The organism is Bradyrhizobium sp. MOS003 (genome assembly GCF_003020125.1).
Lineage (GTDB): Bacteria > Pseudomonadota > Alphaproteobacteria > Rhizobiales > Xanthobacteraceae > Bradyrhizobium.
In genome coordinates this window covers 175,361-200,694 of sequence record NZ_PYFW01000010.1, presented here as the reverse complement: position 1 = coordinate 200,694, position 25,334 = coordinate 175,361, and the positions used below count along the sequence as shown (strand labels likewise).

Here is a 25,334-nt window from a genome sequence, read left to right as displayed (position 1 = left end):
CCCGTGTGCATTTCTGTTGCGCACGGACTTGCGGGTGCCGCCGGCGCCCGGCCTTCCCTGCGCCCTTTGGTCTTTATGGGGCGCGAAACGACAGCAAGCATCGGGCGAAACGCGCCGCGAGATTGCGATGGCGTGTCTGTAGTTGCGATAGTCGATGAACGAGCGATGCAGCAGCCTCTTCTGTGCCCCGGACGCAGCTCAGCGCGCCTTGGCGGAGCGCTGCAGAGCCGCGGCCCATTGGCGCCGGTGCCGAAGGGCGGTGCTGGGTCCCGGCTCTGCGCGGCAGCGTAAGAACGCTGCAGCGCGTCCGGGACACGAGCGTGGCCTACGCCGCCGCGCGCTGCCTTGCCACCAGCGCTTCGCCAAAGGCCTCGAACAGCTTGCGGTTGACCGGATTGCGCTGGGGATCGTATTCGGCGTGCCATTGCACACCGAGCGCGAAGGTCGGGGCGTCAGCGATCCGGATCGCCTCGATGGTGCCGTCCTCGGCGACGCCCTCGACCAGTACGCGCTTGCCGGGATCGAGAATGCCCTGGCCGTGCAGCGAATTGACCCTGATCTTCTCGCAGCCGAGCAGTTTTGCGAATGCGCCGCCCGGCGTCAGGTCGACGTCGTGACGGTCGGCGAACACGACAGTCGGATCGGGGTGGATCTCGCCGTTCTCGAGCCGGGGCATGCGGTGGTTCATGCGGCCGGGAATGTCGCGGATCTCGGGATGCAGCGAGCCGCCGAAGGCCACGTTCATCTCCTGGAGGCCGCGGCAGATGCCGAACAGCGGCACGCCGCGGGCGACGCAGGCGACCGAAAGCGCCAGCGCCACCTCGTCGCGGTGGATATCGTACGGTTCGTGCCGCTCGCATGGGTCGACATTGAAGCGGGTCGGATGCACGTTGGCGCGGGCGCCGGTGAGCACGATCCCGTCGACCACATCGAGCAAAGCGCCGATATCGGTGATATCAGGCGCGCCCGCGAACATCATCGGCAGGCCGCCGGAAACCTCGGCTACGGCGCGCAAATTGCGCTCGCCGACCATCTGGACCTGAAATCGATTTTCGACGCGATGGGCATTCCCGATCACGCCGACGACCGGCTTTCTCATCTGTCGTTCCGTGCCTCTCCGATAAGAAGATTCTCCGAACATGCCCGCAGGCTGGAACAAATTCAACAGAAGGGATCGCGGGACGGCAATGCTATTTTCGCGCAAAGGCCTCCCGGGCCTCACCTCCGGCGGGCAGGCCAGCGGCCCTCAGTGCGGTTGCCGCCGGATCGCCCGGCGCGGCCAGCCAGGGCAGTTTCGCGTCGATTCCGCGTGTCACCGGCTCGCCGAACGCCCCACCGAAATCAATCGGCCAGAACCCGTTGGGCACGACCTCGACCCTGAGGCCTCGGATCGCATAGCCCTCGCCCAGAACCGCCTCCGCATTGTCGCCGGCAACAAGGCGCGCGGTCCCGGGATCGCTGGGATCTCCGAAGCTCACGAGGACCGGCACGAGGTCTCCCTCCAACGGGACCACGCCGGTCTGCCGCTGGATATCGTTGAACGAGACGCGGTTGCCCCGCGCGGCGCCGTAGGCACGCAGCGCGACATAGTTGATGTCATCGAAGTCCAGCTTGGCGTCCTGCCGGTGCGCCAGCAGGGCCACCAGATTCTTGCCTTTGGCGCCGTCCTGACCGAGGTCGACGAACACCGCCTCCCCGCGCATGGTGGTGCGGCCGCCGCGGCTATAGTTGCGGTCGGGCACGACGGCCAGAATGCCGGACCCGGTCCTGGTCCCGTCAGGCGTTGTCACCTCGACCGTGAGGCGAAATTTGTGGCCGGGCCGGTTGATCCGGATCTGGTCGCCGATCACGAGCACGGCCAGAAGCCCGAGCAGACCGGCCCATTTGCTGATGAAGCTCAAACCGCCCCCATTGTTCTTTCCTCATCGCTCTGCACCGTCGGCACCCCGGCGTCAAACCGGCGCGTCGACGCGGCCTTGCTCCGAAGCGCGTTTGTCGAGAGAGTGCGGCGCGAATTGCGCTGAGAGGGACCCGACGTGACCATGTCCAAAGATGAACGCTCCCGAACCCGCGGCGACCTCGCCTGGGCGATCTCGGTCGGGGGAATCGGCGTCGTGCTGTTTACCGTGCTGCTCGCCTTCACCTGGTATTTCGCCGCCACCGTGCTGCTGATCTTCGCCGGCATGCTGCTTGGTCTGGGCCTCAATGCGCTGACCGGCGCGCTCGGCCGCCGGGTGCCCCTGCCGCATGCGGTGCGGCTCACGATCGTCTGCACCGCGCTCGCCCTGATGCTCGCGGGCATCGCCTATCTCGGCGGCGCCACCATCGCCGATCAGGCTTCGCTGCTGAGCAAGACCATCAAATCGCAGATCGGAAACGTGAAGTCCTTCCTGGACAGCCACGGCATCGACACCAGCTTCTTCGATTTCGGCAATGGTGCGACCGATCCCTCGGCCAATATTCCGTCGGAGGCGGCGCCCGCAACGGCAGCGCCCTCGCGCGGTTCCTTGCCCAGCGCCGGCACGCTGGCCTCCAGCGGCGGCGCGATCGTGAGCCAGACCTTCAAGCTGCTGCTCGGCACCATCCACGGTGTGGGCAACATCTTCATCGTGCTGTTCCTGGGCCTTGCCTTCGCGGCCCAGCCCGGCGTCTATCACGACGGCCTGCTGTATCTGGCGCCGGCGCGGCACCGCACCCGCGTCGCACTCATCATCGATCGCATCGGCGAAACCCTGGAGCGCTGGCTGATCGCGCAGATCATCGTCATGCTCGCGGTCGGCGTGGTGACCTGGATCGGGCTTGCCGTCATCGGCATCCCCGGCTCGTTCATCCTGGGAATTCAGGCCGGCCTGCTCGCGTTCATCCCGACCATCGGAGCCATCATCGCCGGCGTCGTCGTGGTGCTGGCGAGCCTCGCGTCGGGCTGGATCCCGGCGCTATCGGCCTTTCTGCTCTTCATGGGTGTGCACGCCATGGAAAGCTACGTGCTGACGCCGATCCTGCAGCGGCAGGCGCTGGACATCCCGCCGGCTACGCTGTTCGCGTTCCAGATCGTGCTCGGCGTCGTGTTCGGCATCTGGGGCCTGGCGCTGGCGCTGCCGCTGCTTGCCATCGGCAAGGTCATGATCGACCATTTCAAGACCTATGAGGCGCCGCCGCTGGCGGAGGCGGCCTGAGCCAGCTCAGGTCGTCAGCACGGTCTCGGTGTGCTCGACCTCCGGAGGCGAAGCGAAATACTGGCCGACGAGGCCGCGCCATTCGGCAAAATTCTCGGAGCCGCGGAAATCGACGGTGTGGTTCTCCAGCGTCGCCCACTTCACCATCAGCCGGTAGCGCTGCGGCTTCTCGATCGATTTGTGCAGTTCGAAGCCTTGAAAGCCCTTGGAGCGGCCGAAAGCAGCCTTGGCCTTGGCGACAGCGGCCTCGAAGTCCTTCTCGCTGCCCGGCTTGACGTCGATTTGCGCGATCTCGGTGATCATCGGTTTCCACCCTTTTTTGTTCGATGGGCGTGTCTAGCGCAGCGGGCGAAAAAGAAAAAGGCGCCGAAACGGCGCCCTGCTCGGCCCGAAAATGCAGACCTCTCAGACCAGCAGCAGAACGGTACCCGCCACGATCAGGGCGCAACCGGCGAACAGTGCGAGCGGCCAATAGCTGCGGCGGCCCTGCGTGTAACGCCCCTGCGCACGGCGCTCGGAGATCAGCGCGCGCTCGTATTCGTCCGAGGTCGAGAACAGGCAGGCGAACCCGCTGCGTGCCGAGGCCGCAGCGGCTTCGAGCGACATCAGGGCAGCTTGCGGGTTCTGTCGACGGATCGATTCCATGACCGCAATGGTAGGGATCGAATGGTAAACAGGGAATTACCGCGGCGGCTGCCCTTAAGTCTCAGGCGGTGGCCGGCCGCGGCGTACTGATCCGCGCGGCGCTCTGGCGGCGCCAGTTCTCCAGCGACAGCGGCAGCTCCTCCGCCGCCTCGACGCGGTTACGGCCGCCGCGCTTGGCCTGGTAGAGCGCGGTGTCGGCGGATGCCAGCAGCACTTCGAGCTCGGTGCCGGCAGGACCGCCGGCGACGCCGATGCTGACCGTGGTGTCGACCGGGCCTTCGTCGACCACGACGCCGGAGGTCTCGAACGCCTCGCGCACGCGCTCGGCGACCAGCACGCCCTCCTCCAGCGAACACGGCAGCAGTGCTGCGAACTCCTCGCCGCCGATGCGCCCCGACATGTCGGTGATGCGCAGATTGTTGACGACGACGGTGGAGAACAGCTTCAGCATCTCGTCGCCGGCAGGGTGGCCGAAGCGGTCGTTGATCGACTTGAAATGGTCGATGTCGAAGATCATCACGGTGACGGGCCGGCCGGCCTTGGCCTCGCGCTCGATCACGCGGCCGCAGGCTTCCGAGAAGCCGCGGCGGTTGAGCATGCCGGTCAGGGGATCGGTCGATGCGGCGGTGCGGTGCGCGGTCACCGTGCGTTCGGACACCAGCATGAAGATCACGAATACGGTGCCGACGGCGTAGAGGATGAGTTCGACCGCGAACACTTTGACCCAGATGCTCTGGGAGAAGCCGGCATCGTGGGGGCGCAGGAAGCTGCCGATCAGCACCGGCAGCATCAACACGCAGCCGTGCATCACCGGCATCACGACAGCCGGCCAGCGTCGTTGCAGGCTCTTGCGCCGTTCGGTCCAGAGCTCGCTGGCGGTCAGTGCCGCGTAGACCGAGACGATGCCGGCGCCGACGATCATCCGCACCATGGACGCCTCGGCGTCGAGCAACGTGACGGCGGCGACCCAGGCGAGCGCACCGAGCACGAGACCAGGCCAGTTCGGCTTGCGGCCGTGGAAGACGCGCGCCGCGTTCCACACCATGCCGCAGGCGACGAAGCCGACCGCGTTCAGCGCGAGGTAGAGATGCGGGCCCAGCCTGTCGCCGGCCGCGGTCCACAGCGCGACGGAGGCGGCACCGAGGAGATAGGCGGTGCCCCACCATTTCAGTGCAGGGCTGTTCTCCTGCCTGCCGAAGAAAACCATCATGGCGCCGAGCAGTGCGGCGACCATGGTGGCGACCAAATAGAGCGTGATGCTATCGAGCGACATCATGTCGGCCCCCTTAAGCCATAGCAGTTACGCGATCGGTACATCCGATTTGCGCGCCCTTCCGAAGGCGACGCTAGGTCTGCCGGGTTCCATTCAGGTTTTCGCGGGTGCCCAAGTTTTCTGGAAACACGCCATCAATTTGCATACAAACGAACAACAAAAAGGGCGCTGAAATCAGCGCCCTTTTGCATCTCATTGAAGCCGCTTTCGCGGCGAATGTGACCGAAGCGATTAACGCTTCGAGAACTGGAAGGACCGGCGGGCCTTCGCCTTGCCGTACTTCTTGCGCTCGACCACGCGCGAGTCGCGGGTGAGGAAGCCGCCCTTCTTGAGCACGGTGCGCAGCTCCGGCTCGAAATAGGTGAGCGCCTTGGAGATGCCGTGACGGACCGCGCCGGCCTGGCCGGACAGGCCGCCGCCGGCAACCGTGCAGACCACGTCGTACTGGCCGGAACGGGCGGCCACCGAGAACGGCTGCTCGATCATCATGCGCAGCACGGGACGGGCGAAATAGACCTCGACCTCGCGCGAGTTGACCGTGACCTTGCCGGCGCCCGGCTTGATCCAGACGCGGGCGACCGCGTCCTTGCGCTTGCCGGTGGCATAGGCGCGGTTGAACTTGTCGACCTTCTTCTCGTGCTTGGGCGCGTCGGGCGCCGCCGCCGTCTTGAGCTGCGAGAGCTGGTCGAGCGACTGGATGGATTCGGCCATGTTATGCGGCCCTCGTGTTCTTGCGGTTCAACTTGGCGATATCGATCTTCTCGGGCGTCTGAGCCTCGTGCGGATGATCGGCGCCGCCATAGACGCGGAGGTTGCCCATCTGGACGCGACCGAGCGGACCACGCGGGATCATGCGCTCGACGGCTTTTTCCAGCACGCGCTCGGGGTGCTTGCCCTCGAGGATCTGGCGCGCGGTGCGCTCCTTGATGTGGCCGACATAGCCGGTGTGCTTGTAGTAGGTCTTCTGCTCGCGCTTGCGCCCGGTGAGGACCGCATGCTGCGCGTTGATGATGATGACGTTGTCGCCGCAATCAACGTGCGGGGTGTAGGTCGGGAGGTGCTTGCCGCGCAGGCGCATGGCGACGATGGTGGCGAGGCGGCCGACGACCAGACCCTTGGCGTCGATCAGCACCCACTTCTTCGTCACCTCAGCCGGCTTTGCCGAAAAGGTTTTCATGTCAGAGTTTCCGTGGACGGGGAGCATCGGCGCGAACACCGCACCGGACTGTGCGGTTTTCTAAAGAAGGGACGCGCGACGGTCAATGCCCAGCGACATGAATTAGCGATATGAAATCAATGGTTTAAAAATATGGTGCTATATTACCTGCGAAAAGCTCAAACATTTGGAATGGAATAGGTCGAGGTGACATGGGCGATCGGATCGGGCGAGGTGCCGGACAACAGCTTCACTTCCCCGACCGCCAGCCGCTTGCCGAGCTTGAGCAGCCGCGCCTCCGCCAGCACGTCCTGGCCGGGCTGGCCCTTGCGCAGGAAATTGATGTTGAGATTGGTGGTCACCGCGAGCCCAACCGGCCCGATCGCAGACAGCAGCACCACGTACATCGCGAAATCGGCCAGCGCCATCAGCGTCGGGCCGGACACGGTTCCGCCGGGCCGCAGCATCTTCTCGCTGAAACGCTGCCGCAAGAGGCAGGTCTGGCCGTCCGCGCTTTCGATCGTGATGTCGTCGCCGCTGAACGCCTGGGGAAATTCGACGCGGAGGAACTGCTCGACATCCGCCACGCTCATTTTCGCTAACGCCATGCTGTTCCCCACCCTCGCTTCACTTGTCCTGTTACATTAAGTTATCTGCGTCATTCAAATGCAATAATCCAACGGAAACGCTTCGATGTCCGCCCAGGCCGCCCGCGCCCCCTCCCCGCAACCGCCGATCCTGCTGCGCGAGACCAAAGGCTCCATCGCGGTCCTGACGCTGAACCGGCCCGCTGCGCGCAACAGCCTGTCGGCAGCGATGATCGCCAGCCTGCATGCCGAGCTCAATGATATCGGCGGCGACAAGGCGGTCCGCGGCGTCGTGATCGCGGCCAACGGCCCGGCTTTCTCCGCCGGCCACGACATGAAGGAACTCACCGCGCGCCGTACCGATCCCGATCGCGGCCGCGCCTTTTTCGCCGAGATGATGACCGCCTGCAGCGCAATGATGCAGGCGATCGTGCACCTGCCCAAGCCCGTGGTGGCTGCCGTCCAGGGCATCGCGACCGCGGCCGGCTGCCAGCTCGTGGCAAGCTGCGATCTCGCCATCGCCTCGGAGGGCGCCAAATTCGCCACGCCGGGCGTCGACATCGGCCTGTTCTGCTCCACGCCGATGGTGGCGCTGTCGCGCAACGTCCCGCGCAAGCAGGCCATGGAGATGCTGCTGACGGGCGAGCCTGTCACGGCCGACCGCGCGCGCGAGATCGGGCTCGTCAACCGCGTGGTAGCCGCCGGCACAGAACTCGGCGCTGCAATCGAGCTCGCGCAGCAGGTCGCACTCAAATCCGCCTACACCGTCAAGCTCGGCAAGGAGGCCTTCTATCGCCAGGCCGAGATGAGCCTTGCGGAGGCCTATCGCTATGCCGCAGAGGTGATGACCGAGAACATGATGGCGCGCGACGCCGAGGAAGGCATCGGCGCCTTCATAGAAAAGCGTGCGCCGACATGGCGGGATGAGTAGAATCGTCATTGCGAGCGAAGCGAAGCAATCCAGAAATCCCTCCACGGAAACAGACTGGATTGCTTCGTCGCTTCCTCCTCGCAATGACAAGGAAAAAAGACGACAAATGAACCACGACGCCTATCCCGACAATTACATCCGCGGCATCCTCAACTCCGTGAAGTCGATCGCGATGGTCGGCGCTTCGCCGGTCAACGTACGGCCGAGCTATTTCGCCTTCAAATATCTGGCGCAGCGCGGCTACGACATGATCCCGGTCAATCCCGGCCATGTCGGCAAGGAGCTGCTCGGAAAACCGTTCGTCGCCTCGCTCTCGGACATCGGTCGTCCCATCGACATGATCGACATCTTCCGCAACTCCAGCCACATCCTGCCCGTGGTCGAAGAGGCGCTCACCCTCGACCCGCTGCCGAAGGTGATCTGGATGCAGCTCGGCGCACGTGACGACGTGGCGGCAGCGAAAGCCGAGTCGGTCGGTATCAAGGTGGTGATGAATCGCTGTCCCAAGATCGAATATGGCCGCCTGTCGTCCGAGATATCCTGGATGGGCGTGAATTCGCGCACGCTCAGTTCCAAGCGCGCGCCGGCACCGACGCAAGGCATGCGGCTATCCCTCAATCGGATGAGCGTCGGCGGCGGCGACACCGCGGCCTCCGACCGCGCCGCAAAAAACAAGAGCGAGCAAAGCTGACGCAATCGCGAAGGATTCGTTTCGCGATCGCGACCATGCGTAGCAAGATCATTCCCAAATGATCCTGATGTGACGCGGCGCCTTGACGGCGGGCGCGGCGCCGATCAGCATGCCGCGCGATTTCAGACCACAAGAACAGGACGCCCTCAATGAGCGATCGCCTTCCGGGATTTTCAACCCTCGCCGTGCATGCCGGTGCACAGCCCGACCCCACCACCGGCGCGCGCGCGACTCCGATTTATCAAACGACCTCGTTCGTGTTCAACGACGCCGACCACGCCGCCTCGCTGTTCGGCCTGCAGGCATTCGGTAACATCTATACCCGCATCGGCAATCCCACCAATGCGGTGCTGGAAGAGCGCGTCGCAGCCCTCGAAGGCGGCACGGCGGCGCTGGCGGTGGCCTCGGGCCATGCCGCGCAGGTCGTGGTGCTGCAGCAATTGATGCAGCCCGGCGACGAGTTCATCGCGGCGCGAAAGCTCTATGGCGGCTCGATCAACCAGTTCACGCACGCGTTCAAGAGCTTCGGCTGGAACGTGGTGTGGGCCGATCCCGATGACATCTCGAGCTTCGAGCGCGCGGTGACGCCGCGCACCAAGGCCATCTTCATCGAGTCCATCGCCAATCCCGCCGGCAGCATCACCGACATCGAGGCGATCTCGACCGTGGCGCGCAAGGCGGGCGTGCCGCTGATCGTCGACAACACGCTGGCCTCGCCCTACCTCATCCGCCCGATCGACCACGGCGCCGACATCGTGGTGCACTCGCTGACGAAGTTCCTCGGCGGCCACGGCAATTCGCTCGGCGGCATCATCGTCGATGCCGGCACCTTCGACTGGTCGACCGGCGGCAAATATCCGATGCTGTCGGAGCCGCGGCCGGAATATCACGGCATCAAGCTCCAGGAGACTTTCGGCAATTTCGCCTTCGCGATCGCCTGCCGCGTGCTCGGCCTGCGCGACCTCGGCCCCGCGCTCTCGCCCTTCAATGCCTTTATGATCCTGACCGGCATCGAGACGCTGCCGCTGCGCATGCAGAAGCAGTGCGACAATGCGAAAGCGGTCGCCGAATTCCTCGCCGGCCATTCGGCCGTGGCCTCGGTCAGTTATGCGGGCCTGCCGAGCGACAAGTACCATCAGCTCGCGCGCAAATACGCGCCGAAGGGCGCGGGCGCCGTTTTCACCTTCAGCCTGAAGGGCGGCTACGACGCCGGCGTCAGCCTGGTGTCGAAACTGCAGCTGTTCTCGCACCTGGCCAATGTCGGCGACACCCGCTCGCTGGTGATCCACCCAGCCTCGACCACGCACAGCCAGCTCGACGACGCCGCCAAGATCAAGTCAGGCGCCGGCCCCGACGTGGTGCGGCTCTCGATCGGCATTGAGGACAAGGAAGACCTGATCGCGGATCTGGAACAGGCGCTGGGAGCGTAGCTGTTGTCTCCCGGGGCGGCACGCAAAGTCGCCCCGGACAACGCCGCCAGTTAATAGTCGTTAACCATATCTGCCCCATACATCGTCCTTGGATCGCCCTTTGATTCGGAGTTGACGATGCTGCGCTGGATGGTGCCTGCCCTTGCGGTCATGTTGACGGTCTCAGCCGCCGTTGCCGCCGACCTGCCGGCCACGCCGAAGCGGCGGGCCGCTGCTCCGCCACAGGAGCCGCCGCAGGTCTATGTCGATACCGATCCGGATGCGCTGATCTCGCCGGCCTACGGCATCCGCAGCTATATCCGCAACTTGCCGGGCACGCCGCTGCTGCCGGGTTCCCACACGCTGCCCGGCTATTACGGCCGGCCTTGGGACTACGACTATCAGGGCTCGTATTACGGCGGGAAGCAGGTCGACTATTTCTGGCGGCTGCCCTACTCCTGCGGCATCTACGGCTATTGCTGATCTGATCAGCCGGGCTGGCCAACTGGAACCGCGCGCGACTGCGCCTGCGCAGATTGCCGCGACCCGAGCCGCTCCACCTGCATCACGGCGAGCATCAGCACGACGATCGCGACCGCCTGGTGCGACAGCGCGAGATCGATCGGCACCTGGTTGAGCAATGTGAGGATACCGAGCACCGCCTGCAGGCTCACCGCCGCGAACAGCCAGAGCGCGCCGCTCGCGGCCGCACCTGCGCGCGACCTTACCGCGTCAATCGCATGCAGCGCGGCCAGCGCGAACAGCGCATAGGCGGTCATGCGGTGCTCGAACTGCACCGTCAGCACATTGTCGAACATGTTGCGCCACCACGGCGTCTCGAACCACAGCCGCTCGGCCGAGGGAATGAACGCGCCGTCGATCTGCGGCCAGGTATTGTAGGCGCGCCCCGCGCGCAGGCCCGCGACCAGCGCGCCGAAATAGATCTGCACGAACGTCACGACGAGCAGGACCGCGCTCGTGAACCGCAGCCGCGCCGATGCTGCAATCTGCGGCCGCTCCTTGAGCCGCCGCACCGTCCAGACGATGCCGGCGAAGATCAGCAGCGCGAGCACCAGATGCGTCGCCAGCCGATATTGCGACACCTCGACCCGTCCCGTCAGACCCGAAGCCACCATCCACCAGCCCACTGCGCCCTGAAGCCCTCCAAGCGCGAAGAGGAGCCACAGCCTGCGCTTCAACTCAGCGGAGAGGCCACCGCGCCACAGGAAGAACAGGAACGGCAGCAGATAGGCGACGCCGATGAAGCGGCCGAGCAAGCGGTGGCTCCACTCCCACCAGAAAATCTCCTTGAACTCGGACAGACTCATGCCTGAATTGAGTTCGCGATATTGCGGGATCTTCTTGTAGGCCTCGAATGCCTCGATCCACGCCGCTTCCGAGAGCGGCGGCACGCTCCCCGTCACCGGCTTCCATTCGACGATCGAAAGGCCGGATTCCGTCAGCCGCGTCGCGCCGCCGACCAGCACCATCAGCGCGATCAGCGCGGCGACGGAGATAAGCCACCAGCGCACGGCGCGACGCGGGTTGGACGGGGCGGAAATCGGTGTCATTTCGGGAGCAAAACCTGGACTTGAAGGCTTGAACCGGACTGCGTGCCCCTTATAGTCCCCCGCTCCCGCAGCGCAAGTTACGCGAAAGCCGCTCATAGTCCGCCATGACGATCCGCACCCGCAAGTTCCTCGGCGCCATCCTGCTCTTGATGCTTTGCACCGTCTGGGCCCTGCTCGGCATGGCGGCGGCGCAGATGCCGTGGATCGCCGAGTCCGGCTGGCGGCAGGCGATCTATTACGTGGTGGTCGGCCTGGGTTGGGTGCTGCCGGCGATGCCGATCGTGAGCTGGATGCAGCGGCCTGATCGCGTCAAATCTAACTCGTAGCGCTGCCCGTCGGCCTCACCGGCGCAAAGGCGACGCCTGACACCAGCACACGCAGCATGCGCAGCGAGCGCACGCGACCGTCCCAGGAAATCCGCGGCAGCGCGCGCAGATTGGTCCGCCCCTCCGCATCGACGATACCTGATATCGTCGACACCGCGCTGGCAAAGCCGGCCTCCTCTGCGATCATGACGTGGCTGCGCCGGAAGGAGGCGCGATCGCCGAACGGAAAGGCGAAATGACCGACCTCGCGGCGGAAGGCGGATTCGGCGACGGCCTTGCCCATCGTCATCTCGCGCAGCGCCGCGCCATCCTTCATGTTGGCGAGCACGGGATAATTCACGGTCGCGCTGCCGATCGTGACGAGCGGATCGGCGGCGAGCTTGGCGAGATCCTCCCAATCCATCGACGCCTCGCGCGAGAGCGCGGCAAGATCGATCCGGTAGCGCGTACAGAGATCGGCGATCGCCGCCGATAGATCCGTCGGCGACAGCGAGCGCAGCCAGCTCTCGATATGCGAAAATAGCGCCTGCTTCTCGGAATTGTCCGTGACGACGAAGCGCTGTTCCTTCTCGCCCATCATCAGGCTGATGCGGCTCTCGCGCGCAATCACCTGTTCGAGCCCGAGCCACCAGGCCTCCCCGACGCCATCGGGAAACGCGGTGGGCACGTAGATCGTGAAGGGCACGGCGTGATGCGACAGCACCGGATAGGCGAAGTCGATCAGATCCTTCGACGCACCGTCGAAGGTGAGCGCCACGAAGCGCCGCTGCTCCGGCAGCGTCACGGCGCGGCGGCAGACCTCGTCCATGCCGACAAACTCATAATCCCAGCGCTTCAATGCATGAATGGCGCGGTCGAGAAATTGTGGCGTGATCTCGTTCGCGCGCAGCGGCTGAAATCCGCCGCGCCGCCGCGGACGCACACGTTCAAAGCGCAGGATGGCGCCGGCGCCGCGACTGAGCAACGCGGCCTGGCCGGTGAACCAGGCCAGCTCGAGGCGCAGCCGCTCCAGCCATCTGTCGTCGGATGCCAATATCTTGACCCTTCGCGCCCTCGAGGCGCCCGTTCCCTCTGCATTGTCCTTACCCTTTGTTGACATTTCTTTGCAAAGGTCGGCCACCGGCCGAATTACGTCTATTTTGATTTCTCGACAGGTTTCGTGAATGACCATGGCTGCGGCGATGCAAAGCCGGACGGCAGAAGCGCCAGCGCGGTCGAAAGCGAGCCGTATCGCGCATGTCGAAATCGTCACCGATCTCGGCGCCGCCGAGGCGGTCTGGCGCGCCTTCGAGCAGCCCGGCCATCTCTTCACGCCCTATCAGCGGTTTGATCTGCTGAGCCCCTGGCAGCGACTGGTCGGCGAGCGCGAGGGCGCGCGCCCCTTCGTCGTCATCGCCCGCGATGATGAGCACAGGCCGCTGCTGCTGCTGCCGCTCGCGCTGCGCCAAAGCCACGGCGTGCGTACGGCCTGCTTCATGGGCGGCAAGCATACGACCTTCAACATGGGCCTGTGGAACGCCGCATGTGCCGCGCAGACCGTTGCCGCCGATCTCGATACGCTGCTTGCGCCGCTCCGCGAGCACGCCGACGTGCTCGTGCTGACGCAGCAGCCGCAGCGCTGGCACGGCCAGCAGAATCCGTTTGCAGCTCTGCCACGACAGAACCCGATCAACGGCTGTCCGCAACTGGTGATGGAGCCCGGCGGGCCGCCGGCATCGCGGATCAGCAATTCCTTCCGCCGCCGCCTCAAGAGCAAGGAAAAGAAGCTCCAGGCGCTCGCCGGCTATCGCTATCACCTCGCCACGTCGGACATCGACGTCACCCGCCTGCTCGACTGGTTCTTCCGCGTCAAGCCGGTGCGGATGGCCGAACAGAAGCTCCCGAACGTCTTCGCCGAGCCGGGCGTCGAAGAGTTCGTCCGCAGCGCCTGCCTTGCGCCGCGCGGTGAAGGCCGCGTCATCGACATCCATGCGCTGGAGTGCGACGACGAGGTGATCGCGATCTTTGCCGGCGTCGCCGACGGCGAGCGCTTCTCGATGATGTTCAACACCTACACGATGTCCGAGCACGCCCGCTACAGCCCCGGCCTGATCCTGATGCGCTATATCATCGATCGCTACGCCGAGCGTGGCTACCGCTCGCTCGACCTCGGTATCGGTTCGGACGACTACAAGCGGATGTTCTGCAAGGACGACGAAGAGATCTTCGACAGTTTTGTCCCGTTGACGTCGCGCGGCAGGCTCGCCGCGATGGCGATGTCATCGCTCAGCCACGGCAAGCGGCTGGTGAAGCAGAACCAGATGCTGTTCGACCTGGCCCGACGGCTGCGGCAGGCGTTCGGGTAGATCTCCCCGCGAAGACTAACATCGTGGGGTAGGCAAGCGGCTTGTCCGCTGTAGCTCGCAGAGCGAAGGCGGGAAGCGTGCCCACGTCTTCTTCTACCGTATTGGATAGTTGGTGGGCACGGCGCAAACGCGCCTTTGCCCACCCTACGATTCCGAGTGCGCGGAGAGAGAAAGAAAGGGCTACGCCGCCACGACGCGCGGTGTCTCCGCCGCATTCGACGGCTGTACCGGCTTGCTCAGCATGGTCACCTCGCTGAAGCCGACCGCCCTCAGCTGCTCGCACATCAGCATGCGCGCATCGCTCGCCATCGACGCATCGGGCACCACGACGGCGCGGGCATGCGCCGTCAGCAGTTCGGCCGGGAGGTCTGAGGCGCTGCCGGCGTCGATCAGCACGTGATCATAGGCGCGCAGCAGCGCGTCGATGGCGAGCGTCACCCGCGGCGATTGCAGCACGCTGCGGTCGAAGCCGGGACGGCCGGCCGTGACGAGATGAAGCCGCGACAGCTTGTCCTTCGTGATGATTTGCGCGAAGGACGCCTCACCCTGCATCAACTCGGCAAGGCCGGGCGCCGAAGCATCGACGGACACCGCGGCAATCGTCGGCGAGGACGCGGCGAGATCGACCACGACGACGCGGGCCTCGCGCGCCAGATGCCGGGCCAGCGTCAGCGTCGACAGCGTGATAGCTTCGCCGGAAGCGGTGCCGAGCACCGTGACCTTCTTCGCCGCAGCACCCGCGGCGCGCAGGCTGTCGGCCAGATTCTCGATCTCGGTGAATTCGGTGACATCGGCATCTTCAGTCATCTCCGGCTGAAGCGGCGCCAGCTCCGCCGTGACCGGATCGGCGATCGGCTCGATCTCCGGCCGAATGACCGGCTGGACAACCGGTCTGTCAAAGGGTTCCTGGCGCAACGGCGCCTGCGCTTGTACCGGCCTGAGCGCGGCCACCGTGCGCGGCGCGGTCTGGCTCAGCAACTCTCCGGTGACGACGACGCCGGACGAGAGCAGCAGCGTTGCGATCGTCGCGATCAGCACGATCGGCAGCTTCTTCGGATAGGCCGGCGTGTTCGAGACGACGGCGCGCGAGATGACGCGGCCGTCGGTCGGCGCGGTGTCGATGGTCTCGCGGGTATTGGCCTCGCGATACTTGGCGAGATAGCTCTCGAGCAGATCGCGCTGCGCCTTGGCCTCGCGCTCCATCGCGCGGAGCTGGACGTCCTGGCCGTTGGTCGAGGTCGCCTGCTTCTTGAGCTGCTCGAGACTCACGGTCAGGCCATCGACCCGGCCGCTGGCGATGCGCGCGTCGCTTTCGAGCGAGCGGGAAATCTTGGCCGCTTCGTCACGGATCTGATTGTCGAGGTCGCCAAGCTGCGCCTTCAGCTCCTTGATCCGCGGGTGGTTGCCAAGCAGCGTGGACGACTGCTCGGCGAGCTGCGCGCGCAACGTGACCCTTTGCTCCGACAACCGCCGCATCAATTCGGAGTTGACGACCTCGGATGCCTCGATCGGCCTGCCGCTCTGGAGCATCTCCTTGATCAGCCGCGCCTTGGATTCCGCATCCGCCTTCATCGAGCGCGCATTGTTGAGCTGGGTGTTGACCTCGCCCATCTGCTGGTTCGACAGCGTGGTGTTGTTGGTGCCGACGAACAGGCTGGACTTGGAACGAAAGTCCTCGACCCTCCCCTCGGCGTCGGAGACCTTTTTTCGCAAGCTCTCGATCTCGCCGGAAAGCCACTGGCTGGCGTTCTTGGCCTGCTCCTGGCGCACGCCCTGCTGGAGCACCAGATAACCGTCCGCGATCGAATTGGCGACGCGGGCGGCAAGCTCCGGATCGGCGGACTGGAATTCGACCACGATCACGCGCGACTTGTCGACTGCGTAGGCCTGAAGGCGATCGTAATAGGCGTCGAGCACGCGTTCTTCCGGCGTCATCGAGAACGGATCGCGGCCGATACCGATCATCGCGGCCAGCGACTTCAACGGCGAAACGCCTTGCAGCACCGGGTCGAATTCGGGGCGCTCCGCGAGCTTGTTCTTCTTGATGATCTCCCGCGCCAGATCGCGCGACAGCACGAGCTGCACCTGGCTGGTGACGGCCTCGGCGTCGAGCGCCTGCCGTTCCTCGGTGCGGTCGCTGCTGGGACGCAAAAACACGTTCTCGCGGCCGTCGATGAGGATGCGCGATTCGGATTTGTAGCGCGGCGTGACAAGATTGACGATTGCGACGGATGCGACGAGCGCCAGCACCGTCGGCACGATGATCCAGCCACGCTTGCGCGCCAATGCCGCGCCGAGCGCGTGCAGGTCGATATCGCCGGATTCGACTTGTGCTTGCTTGGTGACGAGCGGCGCAGGCCCGACTTCGGTCTTCTGCTCGATGTTGGGGGCGATCTTCGCGTCGATCTTGGGCTCGATCTTGACCTCAGCTTTGGGCGCAGCTTCGGCTTTGGACTTTGCAACAGCCCGCGCGACAACGGCCTTGTCCTTGCCGGCACGCCAGAACGCTAAACGCATCGAACACTCCCGCAGGGGCAACGCCACTAAGCTACCTCAACCGGGGCGATTACACTCCATTAAGGTTGCCGCTGGGTTAATCGCGGCATGCGGCGACTTGCGCAGGCGCCCTCGTCATCGTTTGTTAACCACGAGGCCCCTTAATCCGTCTCGATATTTTCCAAGGGAATGTTCGGCATTTGCCGTCGAGCGCTGGTTTTGATTTATGCCCCCCTCTCCTGACCGGCCGCTTCGCATCCTGCACGCCGTGCGTGCTCCGGTCGGCGGCATCTTCCGCCACATCCTCGACGTCGCCAACGGCCAGGTCGACCGCGGCCATCATGTCGGCATCCTCGCCGACAGCCTGACCGGCGGCGAGCGCGCCGACAAGGCGCTTGCCGAGCTCGCGCCGCGGCTGAAGCTCGGCGTGCACCGGCTCGCGATTCGCCGCGAGCCGTCGCCGGACGATGTCCTGGTCTGGCTTCGCATGCGGCGCCTGATCGCCAAGCTCAAGCCCGACGTCATGCACGGCCACGGCGCCAAGGCCGGCGCGTTCATCCGGATGCGGCGGCGCTCCGACGACACCATCCGCATCTACACGCCGCATGGCGGCTCGCTGCACTACCCCCTCAACACCTTCAAGGGCGAGTTTTACGCGCGGCTGGAGCGGACGCTGATGGACGCGACCGACCTGTTCCTGTTCGAGAGTGCGTTCGCCCGCGACACCTATCAACGCATCGTCGGCACGCCCAAGGGCGTGGTGCGTTGCGTCTTCAACGGCGTCACGCCCGAGGAATTCGAGCCTGTCGTGACCGCCGACGATGCCACCGACCTCTGCTATGTCGGCGAGTTCAGGCACATCAAGGGCGCCGATCTGCTGGTCGATGCCGTGGCGCGCCTGCACGAGGGCGGCAAGAAGATCACGCTGACGCTCGGCGGCGACGGCGAGGAGACCGTGGCGCTGAAAGCCCAGGTCGAGAGGCTCGGCCTCACCCATGCGATCCGCTTCATCGGTCACGTCAAGGCGCGCTACGGCTTCTGCAAGGGACGGCTGCTCGTCGTCCCCTCGCGCGGCGATTCCATGCCCTATGTCGTGATCGAGGCCGGCGCGGCCGGTATCCCCATGATCGCATCGCGTATCGGCGGCATCCCCGAGATCTTCGGCTCCGACAGCCCGGCCCTGTTCGCGCCGAGCAATTCCGAAGCCATGGCGGAGGCGATCGCGGCCGCGCTCGATGATCCCCAGACCACCGCGCAGCGCGCGGTCGCTTTACGCGAACGCATCTCGGCGCATTTCTCGCAAGCCGCCATGGTCGACGGCGTGATCGCCGGCTATCGCGACGCATTTGCCAATCATTAACCATCCTTAAGCCCGCTTTAGAAAATCTTCCGATTTGTTCGATAACCCAAGGACCAGGGGATGCCGCCCGGGGTGCCAACGCCATTGGCCCGCGGGTGCTTGAAATGGACGTGGACCCGTGGAACCGCTCAACGCACGCTCGATGCTCGACGCCGCGACCAGCGCCGCGGCCAAACCCGCTGACCAACCCTTCGTAGAGCGGCGCCGCCGGCTCTCGCCCGCAGCCCTCGAAGTCGTCAACCAGAAGGTCGCCCGCGCCTATTCGCCGATCGTGATCACCGGATTCGTCCGCCTCGCCGACTTCACGCTGCTCAGCCTCGTCGGCATCGCGCTCTATGTCGGCTATGTCATGCAGCTCTCGGGCTTCAGCTGGGTCTATCCCGCCGAGGTCGTCGCCGTATCGATCGCAGCCGTGGTCTGCTTCCAGGCCGCGGACATCTATCAGGTGCAATTGTTCCGCGGACAGCTCCGGCAGATGACACGAATGATCTCGTCCTGGTCGTTCGTCTTCCTGCTGTTCATCGGCATCTCCTTCTTCGCCAAATACGGCAGTGAAATCTCGCGGCTGTGGCTTGCCGCGTTCTACTTCCTCGGGCTCGCCGCGCTGCTTGCGGAGCGCCTGGTGCTGCGCTCGCTGGTGCGCGGCTGGGCGCGCCAGGGCCGGCTCGACCGCCGCACCATCATCGTCGGCTCCGACAGCAATGGCGAGCAGCTCGTCGAAGCACTGAAGGCGCAGGAAGATTCCGACATCCACGTGCTCGGCGTGTTCGACGACCGCAACGACAGTCGCGCGCTCGACACCTGCGCCGGCGCGCGCAAGCTCGGCAAGGTCGACGACATCGTCGAATTTGCCCGCCGCACCCGGGTCGATCTCGTGCTGTTCGCGCTGCCGATCTCGGCCGAGACGCGCATCCTGGAAATGCTGAAGAAGCTCTGGGTGCTGCCGGTCGACATCCGCCTCTCCGCCCACACCAACAAGCTGCGCTTTCGGCCCCGCTCCTATTCCTATCTCGGCGAGGTGCCGACGCTCGACGTGTTCGAGGCGCCGATCACGGATTGGGATCTGGTGATGAAATGGCTGTTCGACCGCGTCGTCGGCAGCCTCGCGCTGCTCGCGGCCCTGCCGGTGATGGGGCTGGTGGCGCTGGCGGTGAGGCTCGACAGCCCCGGCCCGGTGCTGTTCCGCCAGAAACGCTTCGGCTTCAACAACGAGCGCATCGACGTCTACAAGTTCCGCTCGATGTATCATCATCAGGCCGATCCCACCGCCTCCAAGGTCGTGACCAAGAACGATCCGCGCGTCACCCGCGTCGGCCGCTTCATCCGCAAGACCAGCCTCGACGAGCTGCCGCAGCTCTTCAACGTGGTGTTCTCCGGCAATCTCTCTCTGGTCGGGCCGCGCCCGCACGCGGTGCAGGGCAAGCTGCAGAGCCGGCTGTTCGACGAGGCCGTCGACGGCTATTTCGCCCGCCACCGCGTCAAGCCCGGCATCACCGGCTGGGCCCAGATCAACGGTTGGCGCGGCGAGATCGACAACCAGGAGAAGATCCAGAAGCGCGTCGAGTTCGACCTCTATTACATCGAGAACTGGTCGGTGCTGTTCGACCTCTTCATTCTCCTGAAGACGCCGATCTCGCTGCTGACCAAGAACGAGAACGCGTATTGAGTTTCTCCGTCATGCCCCGCGAAGGCGGGGCATCCAGTACGCCGCAGCGCCAGCCGTCTTTTCCATGGCCGCCCCGGAGTACTGGATCGCCCGGTCAAGCCGGGCGATGACAGCTGTGTTTGTGACAACGATTTGCGTAAGCGTATGAGTATCTAATGGCCTATGCGGCGACAGCCGGTGGAGTAGACGTAGCCGTATCGGCAGCGCCCGGCGTGCTGGCGCTGCAGCGCGCGCTGGTGTGGCTGGTCGGCGCTTCCGGCGCGGTCGTCTTCATCGAGCCGAGCCCGTACGAGATCACGACGCTGCTCGCAACCGTCATCTTCTTCGCCACCGGCCTGCGGCTGCGGCTGGCGCTGATGCCGCTGGTGCTGATGCTGGTGCTGCTCAATGTCGGCTACACCATCAGCGCGATCCCGCTGTTCGAGCAGTCCGAGGTGACGAGCTGGATCGCAACGTCCTGGTACATGGCGGTGACCGTGGTGTTCTTCGCGATGGTCACGTCCGAGGACACTGCGGCCCGGCTCGACATGCTCCGCCGCGGCCTCGTGGTCGGCGCGATGATCGCCTCGCTGCTGGCGGTTGCCGGCTATTTCCATTTGGTGCCCGGCGGCAACGACCTGCTCACGCTCTACGGCCGCGCTCGCGGCACGTTCAAGGACCCGAACGTGCTTGGCGCCTTCCTGATCCTGCCCGCGCTGTTTGCGCTCCAGAGTGTGGTTTCGGACAAATTCCGCAAGGCAATTCGCAATGTGATCGCTTTCGGCATCATGTCGCTGGCGATCCTGCTCGCCTTCTCGCGTGCCGCCTGGGGCGGCCTCGTGCTGACCTCGGCCTTCATGCTGGCGCTGATGGTGCTGACCAGCCGCACCAACGCGCAGCGCTCGCGCATCATCGTCATGGCCATCGTCGCCGCCGTGCTGGGCCTTGCGCTGATCGCGGTGCTGCTGTCATTCGATTCCACCGCCGAGATGTTCAAGCAGCGCGCGAGCTTCGACCAGAGCTATGACGAAGGCCGGTTCGGCCGGTTCGGCCGGCACATCCTCGGTGCGGAGATGGCGCTCGACCTGCCGTTCGGCATCGGGCCGCTGCAATTCCACCGCTTCTTCCCCGAGGACACCCACAACTCCTACCTCAACGCCTTCATGTCGGGCGGCTGGCTCTCCGGCGTGTGCTATCCCGCGCTGGTCTTCACCACCGTGATCATGGGCTTCAGGCACATCTTCGTCCCTGTGCCCTGGCAGCGTGCCTACCTCGCCGTGTTCTCCGCCTTCGTCGGCACCGTCGGCGAGAGCTTCGTGATCGACACCGACCACTGGCGGCACTTCTGGATGATGCTGGGCGCGATGTGGGGCATGATCGCGGCTGCCCAGATCTACAGGATCAGGGCTGGCGAGGACGCGCCTTCAGCTTGAGAGCCGGACGCTTCTCCGGCGGCGTGTCGAGCAGGCCCTTCAGGGCCTCTGTCGCCGCGAGCACGCCCTTGTAGCCCTCGTTGGCGAAACGCAGCAGCAGACGCAATTCCTCGTCGGAATAGCCGCCGAACACCTTCTCCATCGCTTGCTGCATCGGTACGTAGAACTGGCCGATCTTCATCGCCGCGTCCGGCACGACGGCGATGAAGACCTTGCGGCGGTCTTTCTCATCCCGCTCGCGGCGGACGAGGCCGGCCTTCTCGAGCCGGTCGACCACGCCGGTGATGGCACCCGTCGTGAGGCCCGTGACCTCGGCGAGCCTGCCTGCGGTGACGCGACCCTCGAGATACAGGATGTCCATGCATTCAAGGTCGGAATTGGCAATTCCGGCAACGTTGGCAACAGTTTGCCCATAGAGCACGCCTTGCGCGGACGACCTGCGCATGGCGTCCTCGAGCTCCTGCAGCAGCGCAGCGCGCGCCTTCGTCCTTGACAAGGTCGGCCTCATATCTTAGTCGATATATATCTTAGTCGCTAAGAGATTTAGCGACCGTAATTTCTCCTAGCACCACGGAAACGTCGGGAGCAAGCCATGTCCTATCGTCCCCGCAAGGCCCTGATCATCGGCGCCGGCATTGCCGGACCCGTGGCCGCGATCCTGCTGCGCCGCGCCGGCGTCGAGTCCGCGATCTACGAGGCTTGGCCCTATTCGAAGGGCATCGGCGGCGGTCTGCAGATCGCGCCGAACGGCATGCATGTGCTGGACGAGATCGGGCTGGCCAGCGAGTTGATCAGCCGCGGCTCGGTCGCGGAGGCTTTCGACTTCTATTCGCAAGCCGGCGCGAAGCTCAGCTCGATCAACCGGGACATGGAACGGCGCTTTGGTCAGCCCGCGGTGAACGTCTGCCGCGCCACGCTGAATGAAATCCTCATCGACAAGGCCTGGTGCGCCTGCGTCTCGCTCTATTTCGAGAAGCGCCTGATCAAGGTCGAGGACCGCGGCGACCAGCCGATCATCGCCTATTTCGCCGACGGCACCACGGCCGAGGGTGACTTCCTGATCGGCGCCGACGGCGTGCACTCGGTCACGCGCCGCCAGGTGGTGCCTGACGGGCCGCAACCGTTCAACACCGGGCTGATCGGCTTCGGCGGCTTCGTGCCGCGGGCCGTGCTCGACGGCAGATCGATCGGCCGGCACGTCGAGACCACGTTCGGCCAGAGCGGCTTCTTCGGCTACGGCTATTGCAGCCCTGACCCGACCGACGGCGTGATGTGGTGGAGCACGCAGCCCGCGCACGGCATGGATGCGGCGATGTTTCGCGCGCTCGACCAGACGACGCTGAAGCAGCATCTGCGCGGCTTCCACCGCGGCTGGCACGACCCGATCCCCGATATCATCGAGGCCGCGGAGAACATCGTCGTCACCGACACTCTCGATGTTGCGACCCTGCCGACCTGGTCGCGCAAGCGCTCGCTGCTGATTGGGGACGCCGCGCATGCGACCAGCCCCCATGCCGGCCAGGGCGCCTCGCTCGCGCTGGAGGATGCGATGCGGCTTGCCCGTCTGATGCAGGAGGGCCAGGAGCTCGGCGCCACCTTCCAGGCCTTCGAGGCCGAGCGGCGCCCACGCACCGAGAAGATCGTCGCGATGGCACGCCGCAACGGCAACAGCAAGCGCGAATTCAGCCCCACCGGCGCGTGGATCAGAAATCAGATGATGAAATGGCTGCTACCCCTGGGCTCGAAGAGCATGGAGTTCATGTACGCGTATGACGCGCGGGCGGTGTAGCAGCACGACCGATGCCGTAGGGTGGGCAAAGCGTAGCGTGCCCACCATCTCTCTCCAATCGGACGATGGTGGGCACGGCGCGCTGCGCCTTTGCCCACCCTACGAGAGCCGACTAACTCTCCACCTCAAACCTCAGCCCCGCATGATCAACCAGCCGGTTGATCAGCTTGTGCTGCATCGCCGCGCCCGGCGTCCAGAGGCCGGCCGGCACATCGGGCGTGTCGCGCAGCAGGCAGATCGCGCATTCGGAGATGATCTTCGCCGTCGACGCATAGCCGGGATCAAGATCGCCCTTCACCGCGGCGCGGACCTGACGGCCATCGGGCGCGATCGCGACATAGAGCAGATCATAGTGACCGTTGTCGCGCTCTTGCTTCGACGGCCCCTCGCCGGGCTTGAGCGCTGCGGGGCCGGTCTTGTCGCCATTGGCGGCCATGACGAGCTTGGCATTGGCCAGGCCTTCCTCGCCCGCGCCTGTCAGCACCATTTCGTCGTAGACGAAGTCCCTGCCATAGGGGAAGCCCATCAGCATGTTGGAGCGATGGACGTTGCGGGTGTTGAGTATGGCCATCGCGAACGGAGCGGACCAGGATTGCAGGTCCTCCTCGAAAACCGGCTTGTTGCCGCGCGGCTGCTTCGGTCCCTCGAAGCCCGCCGTGAAGGCAAACGGGTCCTTGAGGATCGACACCAGGCTGAGATCCTGGGCAACCGCTTCGAAGGTGACCCTTGCGCTCGCGGAGGTGCCGCCGGAGAACTTCCAGCTTATGTCGCGGACGCGCCCTTTCACGCGCGGAGCCGGCGCTCCGAACAGGCGCCGGGCTTCCTCCTGCACGAAGAACGCACCGAGCTCGAACGGGATGGAATCGAAGCCGCAAGAGAACATGATGCGGGCACCGCTCGCCTTTGCGGCCGCCTCATGCCTGTCGATCATCTGCTTCAGCCAGATCGGCTCGCCACAGAGATCCATGTAGTCGGTGCCCGATGCCACGCAGGCCGCAAGCAAATCGGAGCCGTAGAGCTGGTAGGGACCGACAGTTGTGACCACCAGCTTTGCCTGATCCACCATCGCCCGCAGCGATGCGGGATCGGCAGCGTCCGCAACGATGAACGGGATGTTCGCGGGTGCGCGAATCGCATCGCGAACGGACGCGAGCTTGTCTCTGCTCCGCCCTGCCATCGCCCATGTCGGCGCGCCGTCACCGACATAGTTCGAAGCGAGATATTCGGCGACGAGCTGGCCGGTGTATCCGGTCGCGCTATAGACAACGATGTCGAACTTCGCAGACACGGATGAGGTTCCCTGCAGACCGTCGACCTTATGCTTCCACCGTGAACGTCAGACCCGCATTGTCCCGCAGCCGCTTGATCAGCTTGTGCTGCATTGCTGCGCCCGGCGTCCAGAATCCGGCGGGGACGTCCGTCGTGTCGCGCAGCAGGCAGATCGCGCATTCGGAGATCATCTTCGAGGTCGAGCCGTAGCCGGGATCGCGGTCGCCGGTCACGCCGGCGCGGACCATGCGGCCGTCGGGTGCGATCGCGACATAGAGCAGATTGAAGAGCCCGTTCTCGCGCTCCTCCTTCGACGGCCCCTCGCCCGGCTTCGGCGCGCTCGGGCCGGTCTTCTCGGCATTGGCCGCCATCACGCGCTTGGCGTTGGCCTCACCTTTCTCGCCGGGACCGGTCAGGACCATCTCGTCGTAGACGAAGTCCTGGCCGTAGGGAAATCCCATCAGCATGTTGGAGCGATGCACGTTGCGGGTGTTGATCAGCGCCATCATGAACGGGGCCGCCCAGGAATTCAGGTCCTCCTCGATCAGCGACTTGTTACCCCTCGGCTGCTTCGGGCCGGCGAAACCCGGCGTCAACGCGAACGGATCGTTCAGGATCGCGATCAGGCTGATGTCCTTGGCGACGGCGTCGAAGGTCGCCTTCGCGCTCGCGGCGGTGCCGCCCGAGAGCGTGCCGCGCATGTCGCGCACACGGCCCTTCACGCGCGCGGCGGGTGCGCCGAACACGCGTTTGGCCTCTTCCTGGACGAAGAAGGTGCCGAGCTCGAACGGCACGGAATCGAAACCGCAGGAGAACACGATGCGCGCGCCGCTCTCTTTCGCAGCCGCCTCGTACTTGTCGATCATCTGCCGCATCCAGATCGGCTCGCCGCAGAGGTCGAGATAATCCGTGCCGGTGGCGACGCAGGCAGCCAACAGTTCCTCGCCATAGAGCTGATACGGACCGACCGTCGTGATAACCGACATCGTCCGCTCCGCCATCGCCCTCAGCGAGGCCGCGTCGGACGCATCCGCGACAATCAACGGCGTGTTGCCGGGCGCGCCGATCGCATCGCGCACGGATTTCAGCTTGCCGAGGCTGCGGCCTGCCATCGCCCATTTGAGCGTCTTGTCGCTCTTGTACTGCCGGGTCAGATATTCGGCGACGAGTTGGCCGGTGAAACCGGTGGCACCGTAGACGACGATGTCGAATTTCGCAGAGCTCATGGTCGG

Annotated in this window: 25 protein-coding genes; 11 read left to right on the top strand and 14 right to left on the bottom strand. The window is 65.1% G+C overall.

Annotated elements, in window-relative coordinates:
• Positions 1–325 precede the first annotated feature (325 nt).
• Together C7G42_RS30635 and C7G42_RS30630 are read right to left on the bottom strand one after the other, a co-directional pair.
• Complete coding sequence (locus C7G42_RS30635; protein ID WP_199581220.1) at positions 326–1,099, bottom strand: gamma-glutamyl-gamma-aminobutyrate hydrolase family protein; 774 nt, start codon at positions 1,097–1,099, stop codon at positions 326–328.
• Positions 1,100–1,190: 91 nt separating this feature from the next.
• Positions 1,191–1,901 carry a hypothetical protein gene (locus C7G42_RS30630; RefSeq protein WP_106952607.1) on the bottom strand — a complete coding sequence of 237 codons (711 nt, stop codon included), beginning with the start codon at positions 1,899–1,901 and terminating at the stop codon, positions 1,191–1,193.
• Between the two features lie 135 nt (positions 1,902–2,036).
• On the opposite strand from C7G42_RS30630, the gene C7G42_RS30625 reads away from it, so the two are divergent.
• Positions 2,037–3,176, top strand: a complete 1,140-nt coding sequence (locus C7G42_RS30625; RefSeq protein ID WP_199581219.1) for an AI-2E family transporter — start codon at positions 2,037–2,039, stop codon at positions 3,174–3,176.
• Between the two features lie 6 nt (positions 3,177–3,182).
• Here C7G42_RS30625 and C7G42_RS30620 read toward each other — a convergent pair whose 3' ends face one another.
• From C7G42_RS30620 to C7G42_RS30595, 6 genes are all read right to left on the bottom strand, one after another.
• Positions 3,183–3,479 (bottom strand): antibiotic biosynthesis monooxygenase family protein, encoded by a 297-nt coding sequence (locus C7G42_RS30620; RefSeq protein WP_106952605.1) that lies wholly within the window; start codon positions 3,477–3,479, stop codon positions 3,183–3,185.
• Positions 3,480–3,581: 102 nt separating this feature from the next.
• Entirely contained in the window at positions 3,582–3,821 is a 240-nt protein-coding gene (locus C7G42_RS30615) for a hypothetical protein (RefSeq protein ID WP_106952604.1), read from the bottom strand.
• A gap of 61 nt (positions 3,822–3,882) precedes the next feature.
• Positions 3,883–5,097 (bottom strand): GGDEF domain-containing protein, encoded by a 1,215-nt coding sequence (locus C7G42_RS30610; protein ID WP_106952603.1) that lies wholly within the window; start codon positions 5,095–5,097, stop codon positions 3,883–3,885.
• A 228-nt stretch (positions 5,098–5,325) separates the two neighbouring features.
• On the bottom strand, positions 5,326–5,805 hold the full coding sequence (gene rpsI, locus C7G42_RS30605) for a 30S ribosomal protein S9 (protein WP_008137962.1): 480 nt from the start codon (positions 5,803–5,805) through the stop codon (positions 5,326–5,328).
• A gap of 1 nt (position 5,806) precedes the next feature.
• Entirely contained in the window at positions 5,807–6,271 is a 465-nt protein-coding gene (rplM, locus tag C7G42_RS30600) for a 50S ribosomal protein L13 (protein ID WP_091965253.1), read from the bottom strand.
• Between the two features lie 158 nt (positions 6,272–6,429).
• A complete protein-coding gene (locus tag C7G42_RS30595) occupies positions 6,430–6,858 on the bottom strand; it encodes a PaaI family thioesterase (protein WP_094891794.1) in 429 nt (142 codons plus the stop codon).
• Positions 6,859–6,943: 85 nt separating this feature from the next.
• On the opposite strand from C7G42_RS30595, the gene C7G42_RS30590 reads away from it, so the two are divergent.
• The 4 genes from C7G42_RS30590 (at position 6,944) to C7G42_RS30575 (ending at position 10,351) form a co-directional block, all read left to right on the top strand.
• Positions 6,944–7,768: an enoyl-CoA hydratase gene (locus tag C7G42_RS30590; RefSeq protein WP_106952602.1), complete on the top strand. Its 825-nt coding sequence runs from the start codon at positions 6,944–6,946 to the stop codon at positions 7,766–7,768.
• Positions 7,769–7,874: 106 nt separating this feature from the next.
• Complete coding sequence (locus C7G42_RS30585) at positions 7,875–8,459, top strand: CoA-binding protein (RefSeq protein ID WP_106952601.1); 585 nt, start codon at positions 7,875–7,877, stop codon at positions 8,457–8,459.
• A gap of 149 nt (positions 8,460–8,608) precedes the next feature.
• Positions 8,609–9,889 carry an O-acetylhomoserine aminocarboxypropyltransferase gene (locus tag C7G42_RS30580; RefSeq protein WP_106952600.1) on the top strand — a complete coding sequence of 427 codons (1,281 nt, stop codon included), beginning with the start codon at positions 8,609–8,611 and terminating at the stop codon, positions 9,887–9,889.
• 117 nt (positions 9,890–10,006) lie between these two features.
• Positions 10,007–10,351 carry a hypothetical protein gene (locus C7G42_RS30575; protein WP_106952599.1) on the top strand — a complete coding sequence of 115 codons (345 nt, stop codon included), beginning with the start codon at positions 10,007–10,009 and terminating at the stop codon, positions 10,349–10,351.
• Between the two features lie 5 nt (positions 10,352–10,356).
• Here the strand turns inward: C7G42_RS30575 and C7G42_RS30570 are convergent, their stop codons facing one another.
• Entirely contained in the window at positions 10,357–11,439 is a 1,083-nt protein-coding gene (locus C7G42_RS30570; protein WP_106952598.1) for a COX15/CtaA family protein, read from the bottom strand.
• Between the two features lie 104 nt (positions 11,440–11,543).
• Between C7G42_RS30570 and C7G42_RS30565 the strand changes: the two genes are divergently transcribed.
• Complete coding sequence (locus C7G42_RS30565) at positions 11,544–11,765, top strand: DUF2842 domain-containing protein (RefSeq protein ID WP_106952597.1); 222 nt, start codon at positions 11,544–11,546, stop codon at positions 11,763–11,765.
• Here C7G42_RS30565 and C7G42_RS30560 read toward each other — a convergent pair.
• Positions 11,755–12,798, bottom strand: coding sequence for a polysaccharide deacetylase family protein (locus tag C7G42_RS30560; RefSeq protein WP_106952596.1), 1,044 nt, complete (start codon positions 12,796–12,798; stop codon positions 11,755–11,757). The genes C7G42_RS30565 and C7G42_RS30560 overlap by 11 nt on opposite strands.
• A gap of 130 nt (positions 12,799–12,928) precedes the next feature.
• Between C7G42_RS30560 and C7G42_RS30555 the strand changes: the two genes are divergently transcribed.
• A complete protein-coding gene (locus C7G42_RS30555; RefSeq protein ID WP_106952595.1) occupies positions 12,929–14,110 on the top strand; it encodes a GNAT family N-acetyltransferase in 1,182 nt (393 codons plus the stop codon).
• A gap of 180 nt (positions 14,111–14,290) precedes the next feature.
• On the opposite strand, the gene C7G42_RS30550 is transcribed toward C7G42_RS30555, so the two are convergent.
• On the bottom strand, positions 14,291–16,627 hold the full coding sequence (locus C7G42_RS30550) for a GumC family protein (RefSeq protein WP_106952594.1): 2,337 nt from the start codon (positions 16,625–16,627) through the stop codon (positions 14,291–14,293).
• Between the two features lie 205 nt (positions 16,628–16,832).
• Between C7G42_RS30550 and C7G42_RS30545 the strand changes: the two genes are divergently transcribed.
• The 3 genes from C7G42_RS30545 (at position 16,833) to C7G42_RS30535 (ending at position 21,044) form a co-directional block, all read left to right on the top strand.
• Positions 16,833–17,966, top strand: a complete 1,134-nt coding sequence (locus C7G42_RS30545) for a glycosyltransferase family 4 protein (RefSeq protein ID WP_106952593.1) — start codon at positions 16,833–16,835, stop codon at positions 17,964–17,966.
• 118 nt (positions 17,967–18,084) lie between these two features.
• A complete protein-coding gene (locus tag C7G42_RS30540) occupies positions 18,085–19,632 on the top strand; it encodes an undecaprenyl-phosphate glucose phosphotransferase (protein ID WP_106952592.1) in 1,548 nt (515 codons plus the stop codon).
• Between the two features lie 155 nt (positions 19,633–19,787).
• Complete coding sequence (locus C7G42_RS30535; RefSeq protein ID WP_106952591.1) at positions 19,788–21,044, top strand: O-antigen ligase family protein; 1,257 nt, start codon at positions 19,788–19,790, stop codon at positions 21,042–21,044.
• On the opposite strand, the gene C7G42_RS30530 is transcribed toward C7G42_RS30535, so the two are convergent.
• Positions 21,013–21,489: a MarR family transcriptional regulator gene (locus tag C7G42_RS30530; RefSeq protein WP_199581226.1), complete on the bottom strand. Its 477-nt coding sequence runs from the start codon at positions 21,487–21,489 to the stop codon at positions 21,013–21,015. The genes C7G42_RS30535 and C7G42_RS30530 overlap by 32 nt on opposite strands.
• A 147-nt stretch (positions 21,490–21,636) precedes the next feature.
• Between C7G42_RS30530 and C7G42_RS30525 the strand changes: the two genes are divergently transcribed.
• Positions 21,637–22,833, top strand: coding sequence for an FAD-dependent monooxygenase (locus C7G42_RS30525; RefSeq protein ID WP_106952589.1), 1,197 nt, complete (start codon positions 21,637–21,639; stop codon positions 22,831–22,833).
• A 112-nt stretch (positions 22,834–22,945) separates the two neighbouring features.
• Here C7G42_RS30525 and C7G42_RS30520 read toward each other — a convergent pair whose 3' ends face one another.
• A complete protein-coding gene (locus C7G42_RS30520; RefSeq protein ID WP_106952588.1) occupies positions 22,946–24,121 on the bottom strand; it encodes a saccharopine dehydrogenase family protein in 1,176 nt (391 codons plus the stop codon).
• 28 nt (positions 24,122–24,149) lie between these two features.
• Positions 24,150–25,328: a saccharopine dehydrogenase family protein gene (locus tag C7G42_RS30515; protein WP_106952587.1), complete on the bottom strand. Its 1,179-nt coding sequence runs from the start codon at positions 25,326–25,328 to the stop codon at positions 24,150–24,152.
• Between the last annotated feature and the right edge of the window lie 6 nt (positions 25,329–25,334).